The 15,435-nt window shown below is 62.2% G+C and carries 19 protein-coding genes and 1 pseudogene; 2 read left to right on the top strand and 18 right to left on the bottom strand.

Annotated elements, in window-relative coordinates:
- Window positions 1–2: 2 nt before the first annotated feature.
- The 16 genes and pseudogenes from nuoK to efp form a co-directional block, all read right to left on the bottom strand.
- A complete protein-coding gene (gene nuoK / locus WC704_RS13895) occupies window positions 3–308 on the bottom strand; it encodes an NADH-quinone oxidoreductase subunit NuoK (RefSeq protein WP_010402606.1) in 306 nt (101 codons plus the stop codon).
- Window positions 305–916 carry an NADH-quinone oxidoreductase subunit J gene (locus WC704_RS13890; RefSeq protein WP_372890862.1) on the bottom strand — a complete coding sequence of 204 codons (612 nt, stop codon included), beginning with the start codon at window positions 914–916 and terminating at the stop codon, window positions 305–307. The genes nuoK and WC704_RS13890 overlap by 4 nt, the downstream gene beginning before the upstream one ends.
- Before the next feature lie 33 nt (window positions 917–949).
- Entirely contained in the window at window positions 950–1,435 is a 486-nt protein-coding gene (nuoI, locus tag WC704_RS13885) for an NADH-quinone oxidoreductase subunit NuoI (protein WP_372890860.1), read from the bottom strand.
- Window positions 1,432–2,487: an NADH-quinone oxidoreductase subunit NuoH gene (gene nuoH / locus WC704_RS13880; RefSeq protein WP_372890858.1), complete on the bottom strand. Its 1,056-nt coding sequence runs from the start codon at window positions 2,485–2,487 to the stop codon at window positions 1,432–1,434. Before nuoH ends, nuoI begins: the two co-directional genes overlap by 4 nt.
- Window positions 2,484–4,484: an NADH-quinone oxidoreductase subunit NuoG gene (gene nuoG / locus WC704_RS13875; RefSeq protein ID WP_372890856.1), complete on the bottom strand. Its 2,001-nt coding sequence runs from the start codon at window positions 4,482–4,484 to the stop codon at window positions 2,484–2,486. Before nuoG ends, nuoH begins: the two co-directional genes overlap by 4 nt.
- Window positions 4,477–5,097, bottom strand: coding sequence for a hypothetical protein (locus tag WC704_RS13870; RefSeq protein ID WP_372890854.1), 621 nt, complete (start codon window positions 5,095–5,097; stop codon window positions 4,477–4,479). The genes nuoG and WC704_RS13870 overlap by 8 nt, the downstream gene beginning before the upstream one ends.
- Entirely contained in the window at window positions 5,094–6,398 is a 1,305-nt protein-coding gene (gene nuoF, locus WC704_RS13865) for an NADH-quinone oxidoreductase subunit NuoF (RefSeq protein ID WP_372890852.1), read from the bottom strand. The genes WC704_RS13870 and nuoF overlap by 4 nt, the downstream gene beginning before the upstream one ends.
- A gap of 1 nt (window position 6,399) precedes the next feature.
- Entirely contained in the window at window positions 6,400–6,570 is a 171-nt protein-coding gene (locus WC704_RS13860) for a hypothetical protein (protein WP_156142946.1), read from the bottom strand.
- Entirely contained in the window at window positions 6,567–7,235 is a 669-nt protein-coding gene (locus WC704_RS13855; protein ID WP_372890849.1) for an NAD(P)H-dependent oxidoreductase subunit E, read from the bottom strand. Before WC704_RS13855 ends, WC704_RS13860 begins: the two co-directional genes overlap by 4 nt.
- The gene (locus WC704_RS13850) at window positions 7,228–7,515 is read right to left on the bottom strand and encodes a hypothetical protein (RefSeq protein WP_372890847.1); all 288 of its coding nucleotides are present in this window, start codon (window positions 7,513–7,515) and stop codon (window positions 7,228–7,230) included. Before WC704_RS13850 ends, WC704_RS13855 begins: the two co-directional genes overlap by 8 nt.
- Window positions 7,512–8,747 carry an NADH-quinone oxidoreductase subunit D gene (locus tag WC704_RS13845; RefSeq protein ID WP_372890845.1) on the bottom strand — a complete coding sequence of 412 codons (1,236 nt, stop codon included), beginning with the start codon at window positions 8,745–8,747 and terminating at the stop codon, window positions 7,512–7,514. The genes WC704_RS13850 and WC704_RS13845 overlap by 4 nt, the downstream gene beginning before the upstream one ends.
- A 157-nt stretch (window positions 8,748–8,904) precedes the next feature.
- Window positions 8,905–9,519, bottom strand: a pseudogene (locus WC704_RS13840) (NADH-quinone oxidoreductase subunit C); the annotation flags it as partial.
- Complete coding sequence (locus tag WC704_RS13835) at window positions 9,516–10,058, bottom strand: NADH-quinone oxidoreductase subunit B family protein (protein WP_372890843.1); 543 nt, start codon at window positions 10,056–10,058, stop codon at window positions 9,516–9,518. The pseudogene WC704_RS13840 and the gene WC704_RS13835, both read right to left, overlap by 4 nt.
- Window positions 10,049–10,423 carry an NADH-quinone oxidoreductase subunit A gene (gene ndhC, locus WC704_RS13830; protein WP_010402587.1) on the bottom strand — a complete coding sequence of 125 codons (375 nt, stop codon included), beginning with the start codon at window positions 10,421–10,423 and terminating at the stop codon, window positions 10,049–10,051. Before ndhC ends, WC704_RS13835 begins: the two co-directional genes overlap by 10 nt.
- Before the next feature lie 280 nt (window positions 10,424–10,703).
- Complete coding sequence (locus WC704_RS13825) at window positions 10,704–11,516, bottom strand: inositol monophosphatase family protein (protein ID WP_033963272.1); 813 nt, start codon at window positions 11,514–11,516, stop codon at window positions 10,704–10,706.
- A gap of 146 nt (window positions 11,517–11,662) precedes the next feature.
- Complete coding sequence (gene efp / locus WC704_RS13820) at window positions 11,663–12,226, bottom strand: elongation factor P (RefSeq protein WP_126847269.1); 564 nt, start codon at window positions 12,224–12,226, stop codon at window positions 11,663–11,665.
- Between the two features lie 302 nt (window positions 12,227–12,528).
- Here efp and WC704_RS13815 point away from each other — a divergent pair, with 302 nt between their 5' ends.
- Window positions 12,529–13,113 carry a DUF882 domain-containing protein gene (locus WC704_RS13815; RefSeq protein WP_372890839.1) on the top strand — a complete coding sequence of 195 codons (585 nt, stop codon included), beginning with the start codon at window positions 12,529–12,531 and terminating at the stop codon, window positions 13,111–13,113.
- A gap of 73 nt (window positions 13,114–13,186) precedes the next feature.
- Window positions 13,187–14,266 carry a TrkA family potassium uptake protein gene (locus WC704_RS13810; protein WP_372890837.1) on the top strand — a complete coding sequence of 360 codons (1,080 nt, stop codon included), beginning with the start codon at window positions 13,187–13,189 and terminating at the stop codon, window positions 14,264–14,266.
- Between the two features lie 7 nt (window positions 14,267–14,273).
- On the opposite strand, the gene thiE is transcribed toward WC704_RS13810, so the two are convergent.
- The gene (gene thiE, locus WC704_RS13805) at window positions 14,274–14,957 is read right to left on the bottom strand and encodes a thiamine phosphate synthase (RefSeq protein WP_372890835.1); all 684 of its coding nucleotides are present in this window, start codon (window positions 14,955–14,957) and stop codon (window positions 14,274–14,276) included.
- The gene (locus tag WC704_RS13800; protein ID WP_372890833.1) at window positions 14,947–15,435 is read right to left on the bottom strand and encodes a hypothetical protein; all 489 of its coding nucleotides are present in this window, start codon (window positions 15,433–15,435) and stop codon (window positions 14,947–14,949) included. Before WC704_RS13800 ends, thiE begins: the two co-directional genes overlap by 11 nt.

Here is a 15,435-nt window from a genome sequence, read left to right as displayed (position 1 = left end):
GATCACCCCTTCATCCGGTTGACATCGTCAACCGAGATCGTCCCGCGGCTGCGGAAATAGATAACGAGAATGGCCAAGCCGATCGCGGCCTCGCCAGCCGCCACCGTCAGCACGAACATCGCGAACACTTGGCCCACCAGATCATGCAGATAGCCCGAAAAGGCCACGAAATTGAGGTTCACCGCCAGCAGGATCAACTCGATCGCCATCAGCATGACGATCAGATTTTTGCGATTGGCGATGATGCCGAACACGCCGAGCGCGAACAGGATCGCCCCGACGACGAGATAATGGCCGAGCCCAATCACAGGTCTATCCCTCCGCCGACAGTCGGTTGCGTGTTGCGCGTCGCATCCTGCGGACGCCGCGCATTCTGGCGTGCGATGTTCTGCTTGCGCGATCCCGTGCGGTCGCGGTGCGTCAGCACGATTGCGCCGATCATGGCGACCAGCAGCACCAACCCGGCCCCTTCGAACACGAACAGGTAGCGCGTGTAGAGCAGCATCCCGATCGCTTCGATATTCGGCACCGTTTCCGGCGTCGGCGCGGCGCGGCGGGCGAGCTCGATCTTGCCCGCGCTCCAGGCACCAAAGGCGACCATGATCTCCGCCGCCAGCCCGACCGCGAGCACTGCGCCAAGCGCCGCATAGCGCACGAACCCCGCGCGCAGCTCCGCGAAATCGATGTTGAGCATCATCACCACGAACAGGAACAGCACGGCGACTGCGCCCACGTACACGATGACGAGCAGCATCGCGATAAACTCCGCCCCCACCAGCACCATCAGGCCAGCGGCGTTGAAGAAAGCGAGGATCAGCCACAGCACGGCATGGACCGGGTTGCGGGCGGTAATCGTCAACGCGGCCGACACGATAACGATCGTCGCGAAGAGATAAAAGGCGAGTGCCTGTATCACGGAATCAGTGGGCCCCTTACAGTCGGCTGGCGATTAACGGTACGGCGCATCGGCGGCAAGGTTCGCCGCGATGGCGCTTTCCCAGCGATCCCCGTTGGCGAGCAATTTCGCCTTGTCGTAAATCAGTTCCTCGCGTGTTTCGGTCGCATATTCGAAATTCGGCCCTTCGACGACGGCATCGACCGGACATGCTTCCTGGCACAGGCCACAGAAGATGCACTTGGTCATGTCGATGTCGTAGCGCGTCGTGCGGCGCGATCCGTCATCACGCGGTTCGGCCTCGATCGTGATCGCTTGCGCCGGGCACACCGCCTCGCACAGCTTGCACGCGATGCAGCGTTCCTCGCCATTCGGGTAGCGCCGCAACACATGCTCGCCACGGAAGCGCGGGCTGAGCGGGTTCTTCTCGAACGGATAGTTGATCGTCGCCTTCGCCTTGAAGAAATACCGCAAGGTCAGCGCGTGCGCCTTGACGAACTCCCACAGCGTGTAGGACTTGATGATCTGAGCAAGGCTCATGACGGAACTCCAACGCGGGTCAGCATGAGGAAGCCGGACACCAGAAACACCCAGAACAGCGACAGTGGCAGGAAGATTTTCCACCCCAATCGCATCAACTGGTCATAGCGATAGCGCGGCACAGTCGCCTTTACCCAACTGAACAGGAAGAAGAACGCGAGGATCTTGATAAACAGCCAGATGATCCCCGGCACCGCGTACAGGATCGGAATGTCGAGCGGCGGCAGATAACCACCCCAGAACAACGTCGCGTTCAAGGCGCACATCAGGATAACGTTGGCATATTCGCCAAGCCAGTAGAGCGCGAACGCCATCGACGAATATTCGGTCTGATAGCCCGCGACCAGTTCGCTCTCGGCTTCGGCAAGATCGAACGGCGCGCGCTGCGTTTCGGCGAGCGACGAGATGAAGAACACCACCGCCATCGGGAACAGCAGCGGATTGAGGAAGAAGCCGTTGACCGGCGTCCCCATCACGCTCTTCTGCGCCTCCACAATCGTGGTCAGGTTGAAGCTGCCGCTCCACAGCACGATCGAGATCAGCACAAAGCCGATCGCAACTTCGTAAGACACCATCTGCGCAGCGGCGCGGATTGCCGAGAAGAACGGATATTTCGAGTTCGATGCCCAACCGGCGAGGATGATGCCGTACACCCCGAGCGACGACGCCGCGAGCACATAGAGCAAGCCGACATTGATATCAGCCAGCGCCGCGCGCGCCTCGAACGGCACCACCGCCCACACGATCAACGCGACGGTGAAGGTAATGATCGGTGCCAGTAGGAACAGCGTCTTGTTCGCTGCCGAAGGAACGATCGTTTCCTGCAGGAACACCTTGAGGCCATCGGCGAAGGATTGCAGCAACCCGAGCGGGCCAACCACGTTCGGACCCCGGCGGAGCGCCATCGCCGCCCAAATCTTGCGATCGGCATAGATGATCATCGCCACTGCCAGCATCAGCGGCAGCGCGATCAGCAGGATGTCCATCAGCGTGGCGAGGAACCACGCCCAGCCAAAGGGAAGGCCGAAACGGTAGGTGAAGAAAGAGGTCATTCCGCCGCCTCCGCGAATTCCTGGCCGTGGACAAGTTCAGCCGAGCAGCGCTGCATCGTCGGCGACGCGCGACAGATCGCGTTCGTCAGGTAGAAATCCTTGATCGGATAGCCGACAATCTCGCCCGCAGCCGCCGCGTCGAGCGCAGGCGGTGCCCAGTCGAACGTCGCCAGCCCCAGCGTTCCGAGCGCAGACGTATCGACCGCCATCGCCGCACGCAGTTCCTCGATCGTGTCGAACGGCAGCGTCTTGCCCATCACGCCCGACAGGGCGCGCAGAATCGTCCAATCCTCGCGGGCATCGCCCGGCGGGAAGACGGCGCGCTCGCCGCGCTGCACCCGGCCTTCGAGATTGACATAGGTGCCCGATTTCTCGGCATAGCTCGCCGCCGGCAGAACCACGTCCGCTGCCGCTGCACCCTTGTCGCCATGATGGCCGATATAGACTTTGAAGGTTCCCGCAAACGCGCCGAAATCGACCTCGTCCGCGCCCAGGAAGAAAGCGAGCTTCGGCTTGGCCGCGACCAGATCTGCAATGCCGCCCTTCTGCGCATAGCCCAGCATCAATCCGCCCATGCGGCTCGCCGCCATGTGCAGCACGTTGAAGCCGTTCCAGCCGTCCTTGACCAAACCCAGCGAGGGCACCAGCGCCAGCGCCGCGCCGAGCGCCTTCAGCCCAGCCCCGCCGACGATCACCATCGGACGCTCGGCCTTGGCGAACGCCTCGGTCACGGCCTCGGGCAGATTGCCGAGCACGCCGAGATCGGCACCCAGCCATTCGACCTTATAGGTCAGCTCGGTTTCCGGCCCAATCGCGAAGACCCTTGCGCCCTTCTTGATCGCCTTGCGGATGCGTGTGTTCACCAGCGGCGCTTCCCAGCGCACGTTGCTGCCCACGATCAGGATCACATCGGCCTTTTCGGTGCCCGCGATCGTCGTGTTGAAATTGACCGCGGCGAGACTCGACGTGTCGTAATCCATGCCGGTCTGACGGCCTTCGAGCAGGGTCGAGCCCATGCTGCCGAGCAATGCCTTGGCGGCATACATCGTCTCGCAATCGACCAGATCGCCCGCGACCGCCGCCACGCTCGCGCCCGCATCGACCTGTGAGATCGCCAGGAACGCCGCATCCCACGATGCTTCGGTCAGGCGACCGTCCTTACGGATATAGGGCTTGTCGAGGCGACGGCGCACCAGCCCGTCAACGACATGGCGCGTCTTGTCGCTCGCCCATTCCTCGTTCACGTCCTCGTTGATGCGCGGCAGCGCGCGCAGCACTTGGCGACCGCGCGAATCCAGCCGGATGTTGGTGCCGACCGCGTCCATCACGTCGATGGTCAGCGTCTTCTTCAGCTCCCACGGCCGGGCTTCGAACGCCGAGGGCTTCGCCGTCAGTGCGCCGACCGGGCACAAATCGACGACATTGCCCGACAATTCGCTCGTCACGGCCTGTTCGAGATACGACACGATCTGCATGTTCTCGCCACGCCCGATCGCGCCAATTTCCTCGACGCCGGCGACTTCCTCGGCAAAACGGATGCAGCGCGTGCACTGGATGCAGCGCGTCATCACCGTCTTGACGATCGGCCCCATATATTTCTCGGTCACCGCGCGCTTATTCTCGCTGTAGCGCGACTGGCCACGGCCATAAGCAACCGATTGGTCCTGCAGATCACATTCGCCACCCTGATCGCAAATCGGGCAATCGAGCGGATGGTTGATGAGCAGGAACTCCATCACCCCTTCGCGCGCATTCTTTACCATCGGCGAGTTGGTGAAGACTTCCTGATTTTCAGCAGCGGGCAGCGCGCACGATGCCTGTGGCTTGGGCGGTCCCGGCTTCACTTCGACCAGGCACATCCGGCAATTGCCGGCGATGCTCAGGCGCTCATGATAGCAGAAGCGCGGAATTTCCTTGCCGGCGAGCTCGCACGCCTGGAGCACGGTGGCACCAGCGGGTACTTCGATCTCGACGCCATCGACTTTAAGTTTAGGCATGTGGAGCATTCCGTTTCGCGACGCTGAGACGATAAAGGGCTTCGGCAGCTAGGCCTCGCATAATGGATGTGCTCAATGTAACGGTACGCCCAGCGTCCATGCACTTCGAAACAACAGGCACTAGCGCTTTGATTGACGCCGTTTCCTGATCGCTTTCAACATTTGTCAGGATAAGCGTGCGCGCTGCCGCAGGGTCTGCGTGGACCATGCAATCGCCCACTTCCATCTCAAGCCGATACTTCGCGCCGTCGCGATATTGATCTTCTTGCGATACCGGATAGGCTATCGGCGCGACGTCATCGAACGTTACAACCGCCGGAAACTTACCGAAATCCATGCGATAAATAATTTCGTAAAAAGCTCCACGCATCACATTAGGTTGAAATCGAAGCGAACCTTCAATGTCGAGGCAGCCTTCGTCAAGCAGGCTTATCCAGCGATCGCGCGTCGCTTTGGCTCCAACGGGAAGATCGAGGATTTTCCGCAATTTAAAACCCGCGCGATTTTGCAGACAGGCTGCGAACGCCATCATTGTTTTCCGTGCTTCGCCAACTACCACCTCCCGTTTTACGGGCGCAGCCGAAATCAACGCGAGAGCGACAAGCATGCTCATTCCGCCGCCTCCATCATCGGGCTCAACCCGCCGCCACGCTTTTCGGTGATGCGCCGCTCCATCTCGGGGCGGAAATGGCGGATCAACCCTTGGATAGGCCAGGCCGCCGCATCGCCGAGCGCGCAGATCGTGTGGCCCTCGACCTGCTTGGTCACCTGATACAGCGTATCGATTTCGGAGATGTCGGCGTCGCCGGTGCGCATCCGCTCCATCACGCGCCACATCCAGCCGGTGCCCTCGCGGCACGGCGTGCACTGGCCGCAGCTCTCATGCTTGTAGAAATAGGACAAGCGGCTGATCGCGCGGACGATGTCGGTCGACTTGTCCATCACGATGACCGCCGCCGTACCGAGACCCGAGCCGACCTTCTTGAGGCCGTCGAAATCCATCGGGCAGTCCATAATCTCGGCGGCCGGCACCAGCGGCACCGACGATCCACCGGGGATCACCGCGAGCAGATTGTCCCACCCGCCGCGAATACCGCCGCAATGCGTTTCGATCAGTTCGCGGAAGGTGATCGACATCGCTTCTTCGACCACGCACGGCGTGTTAACATGGCCGCTGATCTGGAACAGCTTGGTGCCGCGATTGTTCTCGGCACCGAAGCTGGCGAACCATTCAGGGCTGCGCCGCAGGATCGTCGGCACGACCGCGATCGACTCGACGTTGTTCACCGTGGTCGGGCAACCATACAGCCCCGCCCCCGCCGGGAACGGAGGCTTCAGGCGCGGCTGGCCCTTCTTGCCTTCCAGGCTTTCGAGCATCGCGGTTTCTTCGCCGCAAATATATGCGCCCGCGCCGCGATGGACGAACACGTCGAAATCATAACCCGAACCGCTCGCATTCTTGCCGATTAGGCCCTTGGCATAAGCCTCGGCCACGGCGGCGAACAGCACTTCGGCTTCGCGGATATATTCGCCGCGAATGTAGATATAGGCGGCGCGCGCGCGCATCGCATAGCCCGCGATCAGCGCGCCCTCGATCAGCTTGTGCGGATCATGCCGGATGATCTCGCGGTCCTTGCACGAACCCGGCTCGGATTCGTCGGCGTTGATGACCAGAAAATTCGGGCGATCCGGCTTCGGTTCCTTGGGCATGAACGACCATTTGGTGCCGGTCGGGAAACCCGCGCCGCCACGGCCACGCAAGCCAGATGCCTTGACCGCATCGATCAGGGCATCCTGCCCACGCGCCATCAGGCCCTTGGTGTCGTCCCAGTCACCACGCATGATCGCGGCGTCGAGCGTCCACGGCTGGAAGCCGTAAACGTTGGTGAAAATGCGATCCTTGTCCGCGAGCACGTTACTTGCCCCCCCCGATCCGCTTGTTGCCGGTGAGCGCGAGATAAATCACGACCCCAAGCCCGATCACGACCAGCGGCCCGAGCAGCGACAGCGTCAGCCGCAACACCCAGCCCGCGACCACGATGCCGCCGATGATCGCCAGGATCAGTATGATAGTGTTTTTGTTCATGCCCATTCCCCGCGATAATCGTGGTTCTCGGCAACCATGTCCTTGAGCGTGGTCGGGCCACCCGCCGGGCAGCTATCGCGTCGCCCGGTCTGCGAACCCGCCGTCACCGGCTTGCCCTCGGCGAGCGCTTCGAGCAGCGCGATGGTCTTGTCGTAGTCGAGGTCTTCGAAATTATCGTCGTTGATCTGCACCATCGGCGCATTGGCGCACGCGCCCAGACACTCGACCTCGGTCAGCGTGAACAAACCGTCCGGGGTGGTATGCCCCTTCGAAAGGCCCTTATTCTTGCACGCCGACAAAACATTGTCGCTGCCACCCAACAGGCACGGCGTCGTGCCGCACACCTGAACGTGATAGCGGCCGACCGGCGCCATGTTGAACATCGTGTAGAAGGTCGCGACCTCGTACACGCGCATATACGGCACGCCGATTTGGCGGGCGACGAACTCGATCACCGGGACCGGCAACCAGCCTTGCGTCTGGGTCTCTGCACCGACCTGGCGCTGTGCCAGATCAAGGAACGGGATCGACGCCGATTGCTCGCGGCCCTTGGGATAGCGCGCGAGAATCTCGTTCGCCTTGACCTGGTTCTCTTCAGTCCAGGCAAAGAAACCCCAGCGTTCGCGGGTTTCGGCTTCGTCGGGGATTTTGGGGGCTTCAGCCATTCGAAACCATTTCTATGGTCGTCAGGAAATTAGCGCGCTCTTGAACTCGCTTCATCCGTCGTGATCGCAAATACAACCCAGCGACGAACGAAAGCGTTGCTGGAACAATGCCGAAAATCAGAAACGCCGATACTGCCAAAGCCGTTTCTCCGGCCGATGCCACCCAGATTGAGAGGCCACAGAACACGAGCAAAAGTGTTGCTGCGAGCGCGAAAAGCCCACGCTCTAAATTGGACGCCGCAACGTACTCGATTGACGGGTAAGACTTTGGGTCGATCACCGGTCACACTCCCCGAACACGATATCCATCGCGCCCAGAATTGCCGTCGTATCCGCCAGCATGTGCCCCTTCGCCATGAAGTCCATCGCCTGTAGATGCGAGAACGCGGTCGGGCGGATCTTGCAGCGGTACGGCTTGTTGGTGCCGTCGGCGACCAGATACACGCCGAACTCGCCCTTGGGGCTTTCCGTGGCGACATAAACATCGCCAGCCGGCACATGATAGCCCTCGGTGTAGAGCTTGAAGTGATGGATCAGCGCTTCCATCGACCGCTTCATCTCGGCGCGCTTGGGCGGCACCACCTTGCGGTCGAGCGACGCGATCGGCCCCTCGGGCATTTCGCTCAGGCACTGCTTCATGATCCGCGCCGATTGACGCACTTCCTCGACACGCACCATGAACCGGTCATAGCAATCACCGCGCGTGCCCACCGGCACGTCAAAGTCCATCTTGGCGTAGACATCGTACGGCTGCGACTTGCGCAAATCCCAGGCGATGCCCGAACCCCGGATCATCGGCCCCGAAAAGCCCCATTTGATCGCATCGTCACGGCTGACCGTGGCGATATCGACATTGCGCTGCTTGAAAATGCGGTTGTCGGCAACGAGCGAGATCGCGTCCTCGAACAGACGCGGCAAGCGCGTGTCGAGCCAGTCGGCAATGTCGGTCAGCAGCTTGAGCGGTGCATCCTGATGCACGCCGCCCGGACGGAAATACGCGCTGTGCATCCGCGCGCCCGAGACGCGCTCGAAGAAGTTCATGCAGTCTTCGCGGATTTCGAACAGCCACAGGTTCGGCGTCATCGCGCCGACGTCCATGACGTGCGAACCGAGGTTCAACATGTGGTTCGAAATGCGCGTCAGCTCGGCGAACAGCACGCGCAGATATTGCGCGCGCAGCGGCACCTCAAGGTCGAGCAATTTCTCGACCGCGAGCACATAGCTATGCTCCATGCACAGCGGCGAGCAGTAATCGAGCCGGTCGAAATAGGGCAGCGCCTGCGTGTAGGTCTTGTACTCGATCAGCTTCTCGGTGCCACGGTGCAGCAGGCCGACATGCGGATCGACACGCTCGACGATTTCACCGTCCAGCTCCATCACCAGCCGCAAAACGCCGTGCGCGGCGGGATGCTGCGGGCCGAAGTTGATCGTGTAATTCTGGATCTCGACATCGCCGACTTCGGGGTTTTCCCCGTCAAGGCGATGTTCGATCTGGTCGAGATAGTCGGTCATAGCTTGACCTCGAACATTAGCGCTTCCCCGGCGAAGGCCGGGGCCCCGTCGCGAAAGTGGATGTTATAGAGCACAGCACCCGGCCACGGCCCGCTCGCGGCCAGGCCTCGGCCTTCGCCCGGGAAGGGATGAAGGGAAAGGGACATTATTTGGCCCCCGCTTTCTCATCGCCCGGAAGCACGTATTCGGCACCTTCCCAGGGACTCATGAAATCGAAGGTGCGGAAATCCTGCGCCAGCGCGACAGGCTCGTATACAACGCGCTTGGCTTCTTCCGAATAGCGCAGTTCGACATAGCCGCTGAGCGGGAAGTCCTTGCGCTGCGGATGACCACGAAAGCCGTAATCGGTGAGAATGCGGCGCAGATCGGCATTGCCCGAGAACAGCACGCCGTACATGTCATACACTTCGCGCTCCAGCCATCCGGCAACGGGCCAGATGCCCGTCACCGACGGCACCGGCTTTTCATCGTCGGTCTGCACATGCACGCGGATGCGATGATTGCGCGTCAGCGACAGCAGGCAATAAACCACCTCGAACCGGTCGACACCGCGATCCGGATAATCGACGCCCGCGATTTCCATCAACTGCTGATATTCAAGGCCGGGCGTGTCGCGCAGCGCGACCATCGTCTCGACCAGCGAGGCACGATCGACATGCAGCGCGACTTCGCCGACCGCATCAACCGGCGCGAGCAACTTGGCACCAAGCGCCGCACGGGCCGCGTCGATTACGCCATCATTGGCGACATAGGCTGGAGCGGGGGCCCTCACCGTTCGATCGTCCCGACACGGCGGATCTTCCGCTGAAGCTGCATGATGCCGTAGAGCAGCGCTTCGGCGGTCGGCGGACAGCCGGGCACATAGATGTCGACCGGCACGATTCGGTCGCAGCCACGCACCACCGAATAGCTGTAATGGTAATAGCCGCCGCCATTGGCACAGCTACCCATCGAGATGACGTATTTCGGCTCGCTCATCTGGTCATAGACCTTGCGCAGCGCAGGCGCCATCTTGTTGCACAGCGTGCCCGCCACGATCATCACGTCCGACTGACGCGGCGACGCGCGCGGTGCCGCGCCGAAACGCTCGAGGTCATACCGCGGCATGTTGACGTGGATCATCTCGACCGCGCAGCAGGCGAGCCCGAAGGTCATCCACCACAGCGAGCCGGTGCGCGCCCACTGGAACAGGTCTTCGGTCGAGGTGACAAGGAAACCCTTGTCGCCGAGTTCGCCATTCAGATCGTTGAAGAACGACGCATCGGGCTGGATGATATCCTGACCGGACGGACGGATGAGTTCTACTCCCATTCGAGCGCTCCCTTCTTCCACGCATAGACCAGGCCGAGCGCCAGTTCGACGATGAACAGCATCATCGAGCCCCAGGCGACCCAGCCAAGTTTGAAGACCGACACGGCCCAGGGATACAGAAACGCCGCTTCCAGATCGAAGATGATGAACAGGATGGCGACGAGGTAAAAGCGCACGTCGAACTGGCTGCGCGGATCCTCGAAGGCGGGGAAGCCGCATTCATATTCGCTCAGCTTTTCAGGGGTCGGCTTGTGCGCGCCGGTCAGGCGGGCAACGATCATCGGCAGGAACACGAACGCGCTGGAAAGCGCGAGCGCCACGCCGAGGAACAACAGGATCGGCAAATAATGGGACAGGTCAACCAATGGGTTTCTCGCATGTGCGAACAGGTGTGCGTGGGCTTTAGGACGATGCACTTTGAGGGGCAAGGGTCGCGGGAGTGAGAATGAATCGCAACTGAACGTCCTCCCCCAAGGACCGACCGTCTCCCCCAGTAAGCGCAGCCGGTGGCAGTCGGCTCTGCTCTTTGTGGCGTTGTGCCTTCGTGCGAGCAAAACCGCTTCTCGCACGAAGACGCAAAGCCACGAAACGTCGCGTTCGCGCTGGACTGTACCGCTCCCTTCCCGACGAGGGAGAGACGATATTTTAGCGGAGCGCGCCCGCGAGCAGCTTGTGCAAGCGCGATTGCAGCGCGTCGTTGGCCGCAAGGAATTCGCTGCGTTCCATCATGCGGTCGCCGCCCCGAAAATCGGTGACGAAACCACCGGCTTCCTTGACCAGCAACAGGCCTGCCGCAACATCCCACGGTTGCAGCGCCGACTCCCAATATCCGTCATACCGGCCGGCGGCGACCCAGGCGAGATCGAGCGCGGCCGATCCCATCCGGCGGATGCCCGCGACTTCCGGCGCGATCGCACCGAAAATGCGGCTCCATTCGACGAAATTGCCGTGGCCCAGGAACGGGATACCCGTCGCGATCAGCGAATCGGCGAGGTCGCGCCGCGCCGACACACGCAACCGCTGCTCCTGCACCCACGCGCCCCGGCCCTTTTCGGCCCAGAACGCTTCATCGGTGATCGGCTGATAGATCAGCCCAGAGGTAATCTCGCGCTTGCCATTGGGCATCGGCTCCTCGACCGCGATCGAAATCGCGAAGTGCGGGATGCCGTGGAGAAAGTTGGTGGTGCCGTCGAGCGGATCGACGATGAAGCGCGGCTTGTTGGGGTCACCCGCGACCTCGCCGCGCTCCTCCATCAGGAAGCCCCAATCGGGCCGCGCGCGCGACAGTTCCTCATACAGCGTCTGTTCGGCGCGCTGGTCGGCCATCGACACGAAGTCGGCAGGCCCCTTGCGGCTGACCTGCAATTGCTGGACTTCGTTAAAGTCGCGACGCAGGCGCGGGCCGGCCTTGCGCGCGGCGCGGTCCATGATGGTCATGAGACCGGAATGGGATGCCATATTCTTACTTTCTTTCTCCCTCTCCCCTTCAGGGGAGAGGGTCGGGGAGAGGGGCAGGTTCGAGCGCTACGCCCGACAACTGCCCCTCTCCCTCGCTTCGCTTCGCTCGCTTGCCCTCTCCCCGCCAGCGGGGAGAGGGAGATGAATTAATCCGCCCGGCGGACGTAGCTCTGTTCATACACATCGACGACAATGCGCGTGCCCGCACCGATATGCGGCGGCACCATCACGCGCACCCCGTTTTCAAGGATGGCAGGCTTGTAGCTCGACGAGGCGGTCTGCCCCTTCACCACGGCGTCAGCCTCGACGATCAGCGCCTCGATTGTGTCGGGCAATTGCACCGAGATCGGGCGTTCTTCCCACAGCTCCATCACGACATCCATGCCGTCCTGCAGGAAGGCGGCGGCATCGCCGAGGATGTCGGCGTCGAGCGAAATCTGCTCGTAATTGATCTTGTCCATGAAGGTCAGCGTATCGCCTTCGCGGAACAGGAACTGGAAATCGACGGTGTCGAGCCGGACCTTCTCGACGCTTTCCGCCGAGCGGAAGCGGACGTTGGTCTTGCGCCCGTCGATGAGGTTTTTCATCTCGACCTGCATATAGGCCCCGCCCTTGCCCGGCTGGGTGTGCTGGATCTTGACGGTTTTCCAGATGCCGCCTTCATATTCCAGGATGTTGCCGGGACGGATTTCGACCGCGTTGATCTTCATGGGGGAGCCTGTAGTTGGAAAGAGCGAGGCGCGGCCTTTAGCCGGGCAAGGGCCTTCCGGCAAGATAGGGCCAAGGATCGATATCCGCCCCTTCATACCAATGCCGACCGGGCGCGGTGTACCTGAGGCATCACGTCCCGCGTGCAGGACGAAATCGGGCGGTGATGCGGCAGGCAGCGCTTTTGTTCCCGGCTGGACGGCTGCAACGAGCCCAAGCGACGCTATTGCCCGACAGGCCGATCCCGCCACGGTTTTTCGCGTCGGCTGAAGCGCCTACATTGAAATATGAGTTCCACCAATGAATGGAATACCCGCTTGTGCCCGACGCAACCCCAGCCACGATGAAGCTCTCCCGCCGCTCCATGCTCGGCGGCGTGATCGCTGGCGGCGCCGCGTTGGCGATGCCCTTCCCGGCGGTGGCGGTCGGCACCGAATGGCGTCTCGCCATCCGCAATGTCCATAATAACGAAACCGTCGATGCGCTGTTCGCCCGCGACGGGGCGTTCGTTCCGGAAGGGTTGGCGGAACTCAACCACGGCCTGCGCGACTGGCGCACCGGAGAAGCGACGGTCATGGATCGCCGCTTGCTCGCCTTGCTCGTGCAGTTGCGCGACAAGTTGGAACTCAGCGGCGGCAGCAAGATCAACCTGATCTCGGGCTATCGTTCGCCCGCCACCAACGCCGCACTCCGCGCCAAAGGCGGCGCGCATACGGGCGTCGCAAACCAAAGCCAGCACATGCTGGGCAAGGCGACCGATATCATGGTGCCGGGCGTAACGCTCGACCGGCTGCATGGTGCGGCGCTCGCTTTGGGCGGCGGCGGGGTTGGCTATTATCCGCGCGACGGCTTCGTCCATGTCGATACGGGGCGCGTTCGCCACTGGTAGAAGTGGCCCGCCAAACCGCCCACGTATATCCCCTACTGGACTTGCTCTGCGCGCTGGATAACAGTCCTCATCCGTGCGCAAGTTCCTAGCCGATGCTGAAGCCGTACTCGGCTCCCCCGCCCGTAACCTCGTCACGATTCTGGGCTATGTCGGCACGGTCATCATCGTCGCGACGCTCGGTTATATGGCGGCGGGATGGAATCTCACCGACGCCTCCTACATGGTGCTGCTGACGGTATTTTCGGTCGGTTACGAGGAAGTCAGGCCGATCGACACGGCCTATCTCCATGCCGTCACCATCGGGACGATCGTGCTTGGCTGCACCGGCATGATCCTGTTGACGGGCGCACTCGTTCAATTCTTCACCGTCCTGCAATTGCGGCAGATTCTGGGAGCCAATCGGATGCGTGCGCGAATCGACAAATTATCCGGCCATGCCGTGATCTGCGGCTTCGGTCGCATCGGCACGATGCTCGCGCGCGATCTTGCCGAAGCGAATATGCCGCTGGTGGTGATCGAGCGCAGCGCTGACCGGCTCGCCGAAATCGAGGCGGCGGGCCATCTGTGCATCGGCGGCGACGCGACCGAGGAGGAAATCCTGTTCGCCGCCGGGATCGACCGCGCGCGCGTGCTCACCACCGTGTTGCCCGATGATGCGGCCAACGTCTTCATCACGCTCAGCGCGCGCAACCTCAATCCCAAGCTCGAAATCATCGCGCGCGGCGAGGCCCCGACGACCGAACGCAAATTGCGCCGTGCCGGGGCCGACCATGTCGTACTGCCCACGCATATCGGTGCCGAACGCATCGCGCGCATGGTGCTCTTCCCGAAAAGCGCCGATCTGGGATTGGATTCGGCGCTCAAACGCGCGCGCGGCGAACTCGGCGAAATGGGGCTGGACCTTGAAGTCGTATCGGCACGGGCAGGATCGGCAATGTGCGTACTGACCGTCGGCGAGGCTGAACGTCAGGCAGCCGGGGCCTTCTTCATCGTCCAGATCAAGCGCGCCGGTGCCGCGATCCTGCGGCCCTCCCCCGACGAGAAGATTCGGGTCGATGACGAAGTGATGGTGCTGGTGCGCGATGCCGGCACCACCGCCCGCAAGCTGTTTACCGCCAAGGCCGAAATCCGCGCCGGGCGAAACACCTATTGAGCCGACGTCATCCGGCCAGAACGGCCTCGAACGCGCGCACCGCAGCCGCCTCGTCGCCACCCCACACCGCGCCCGACACCGCGAGGAAATCGGCACCGGCTTGTACCAGCGGCGGCGCGTTGACCGGCGTAATCCCGCCAATTGCAACGCAGGGAATTTCGAACACGGTCGACCACCAGCTTAGCAGCACCGGATCGGCGACATGCTCGGTCGCCTTAGTGGTGGTAGGATAAAAGGCTCCGAACGCGACATAATCGGCCCCTGCCTCGCCCGCTTCCATCGCGAGATGGCGGCTGTCATGGCACGTTACGCCGATTTGCGCCGACGGCCCGAGTTGCGCACGTGCCTCGCGCGGGTCGCCATCCCCCTGCCCCAGATGGACGCCGTCCGCGCCAAGTCGCTTGGCGAGAGCAATGCTGTCATTGACGATAAACGCGACATCGGCATTGGCACAGATGCGCTGCAACGGCTCGGCCAAAGCCGCGGCGCTATGCTGATCGATGTCCTTCACGCGGAACTGGAAGGCCGCGACCGGGCCAGCGTCGAGCGCGCGCTTCAACCGATCGGGGAAAGCGCCGCCAACCTCGAGCGGCGAAATGAGATAAAGCTGGCAGCGCGGCCGACGGTCGTCGCGCTGGAATTGCACCGCGAAATCGGGGTCGAGCGGGCCGAGGGGGTCTTCAATGTCCATTGTCGCGCGATAGCGCGGTGATCGCGGCATGGAAAGCGGCGGGATCGTCGAGCTTGTGCGCAATCGCGTGGATGGGTTTGCCGCGCCGCGCGAAGATGGGCGGGGCGATATCGACCACGACGCTCGGCCAACGCACCAATGCGAGATTCAGCACGCCGCGCTCTTTGAGTACAGCGACATTCCAGGTCGCGCGCAAGCCGGCGATCTGGCCCGTCGGAACCGCGACCGCCTTCAGCAGGCCCGCCCGCATCGTCAGCACGCCATCCGCGATGGTGACCGGCAATCGCCGGAACGACCGCAGCAACACGGCAAGGCTGACCACCAAAGACAGGTCGAGCACGCCGACGAGCAACGCGACTGTCCAGCCAAACAAAGCAGCCACCACCAGATGAACAACGCACATCTCGACAATGGCGATGCCGAGGAGGACGGCTACCATCGGCCCAAGGCTGCGATGATAGGCGAACTCCTGGGACAT

It is taken from the genome of Sphingomonas sp. (assembly GCF_041661885.1).
In the GTDB taxonomy this organism is placed as follows: Bacteria; Pseudomonadota; Alphaproteobacteria; order Sphingomonadales; family Sphingomonadaceae; genus Sphingomonas.
The sequence above is the reverse complement of the archived record's forward strand: the minus strand, read 5'-3'. Positions and strand labels throughout refer to the sequence as shown.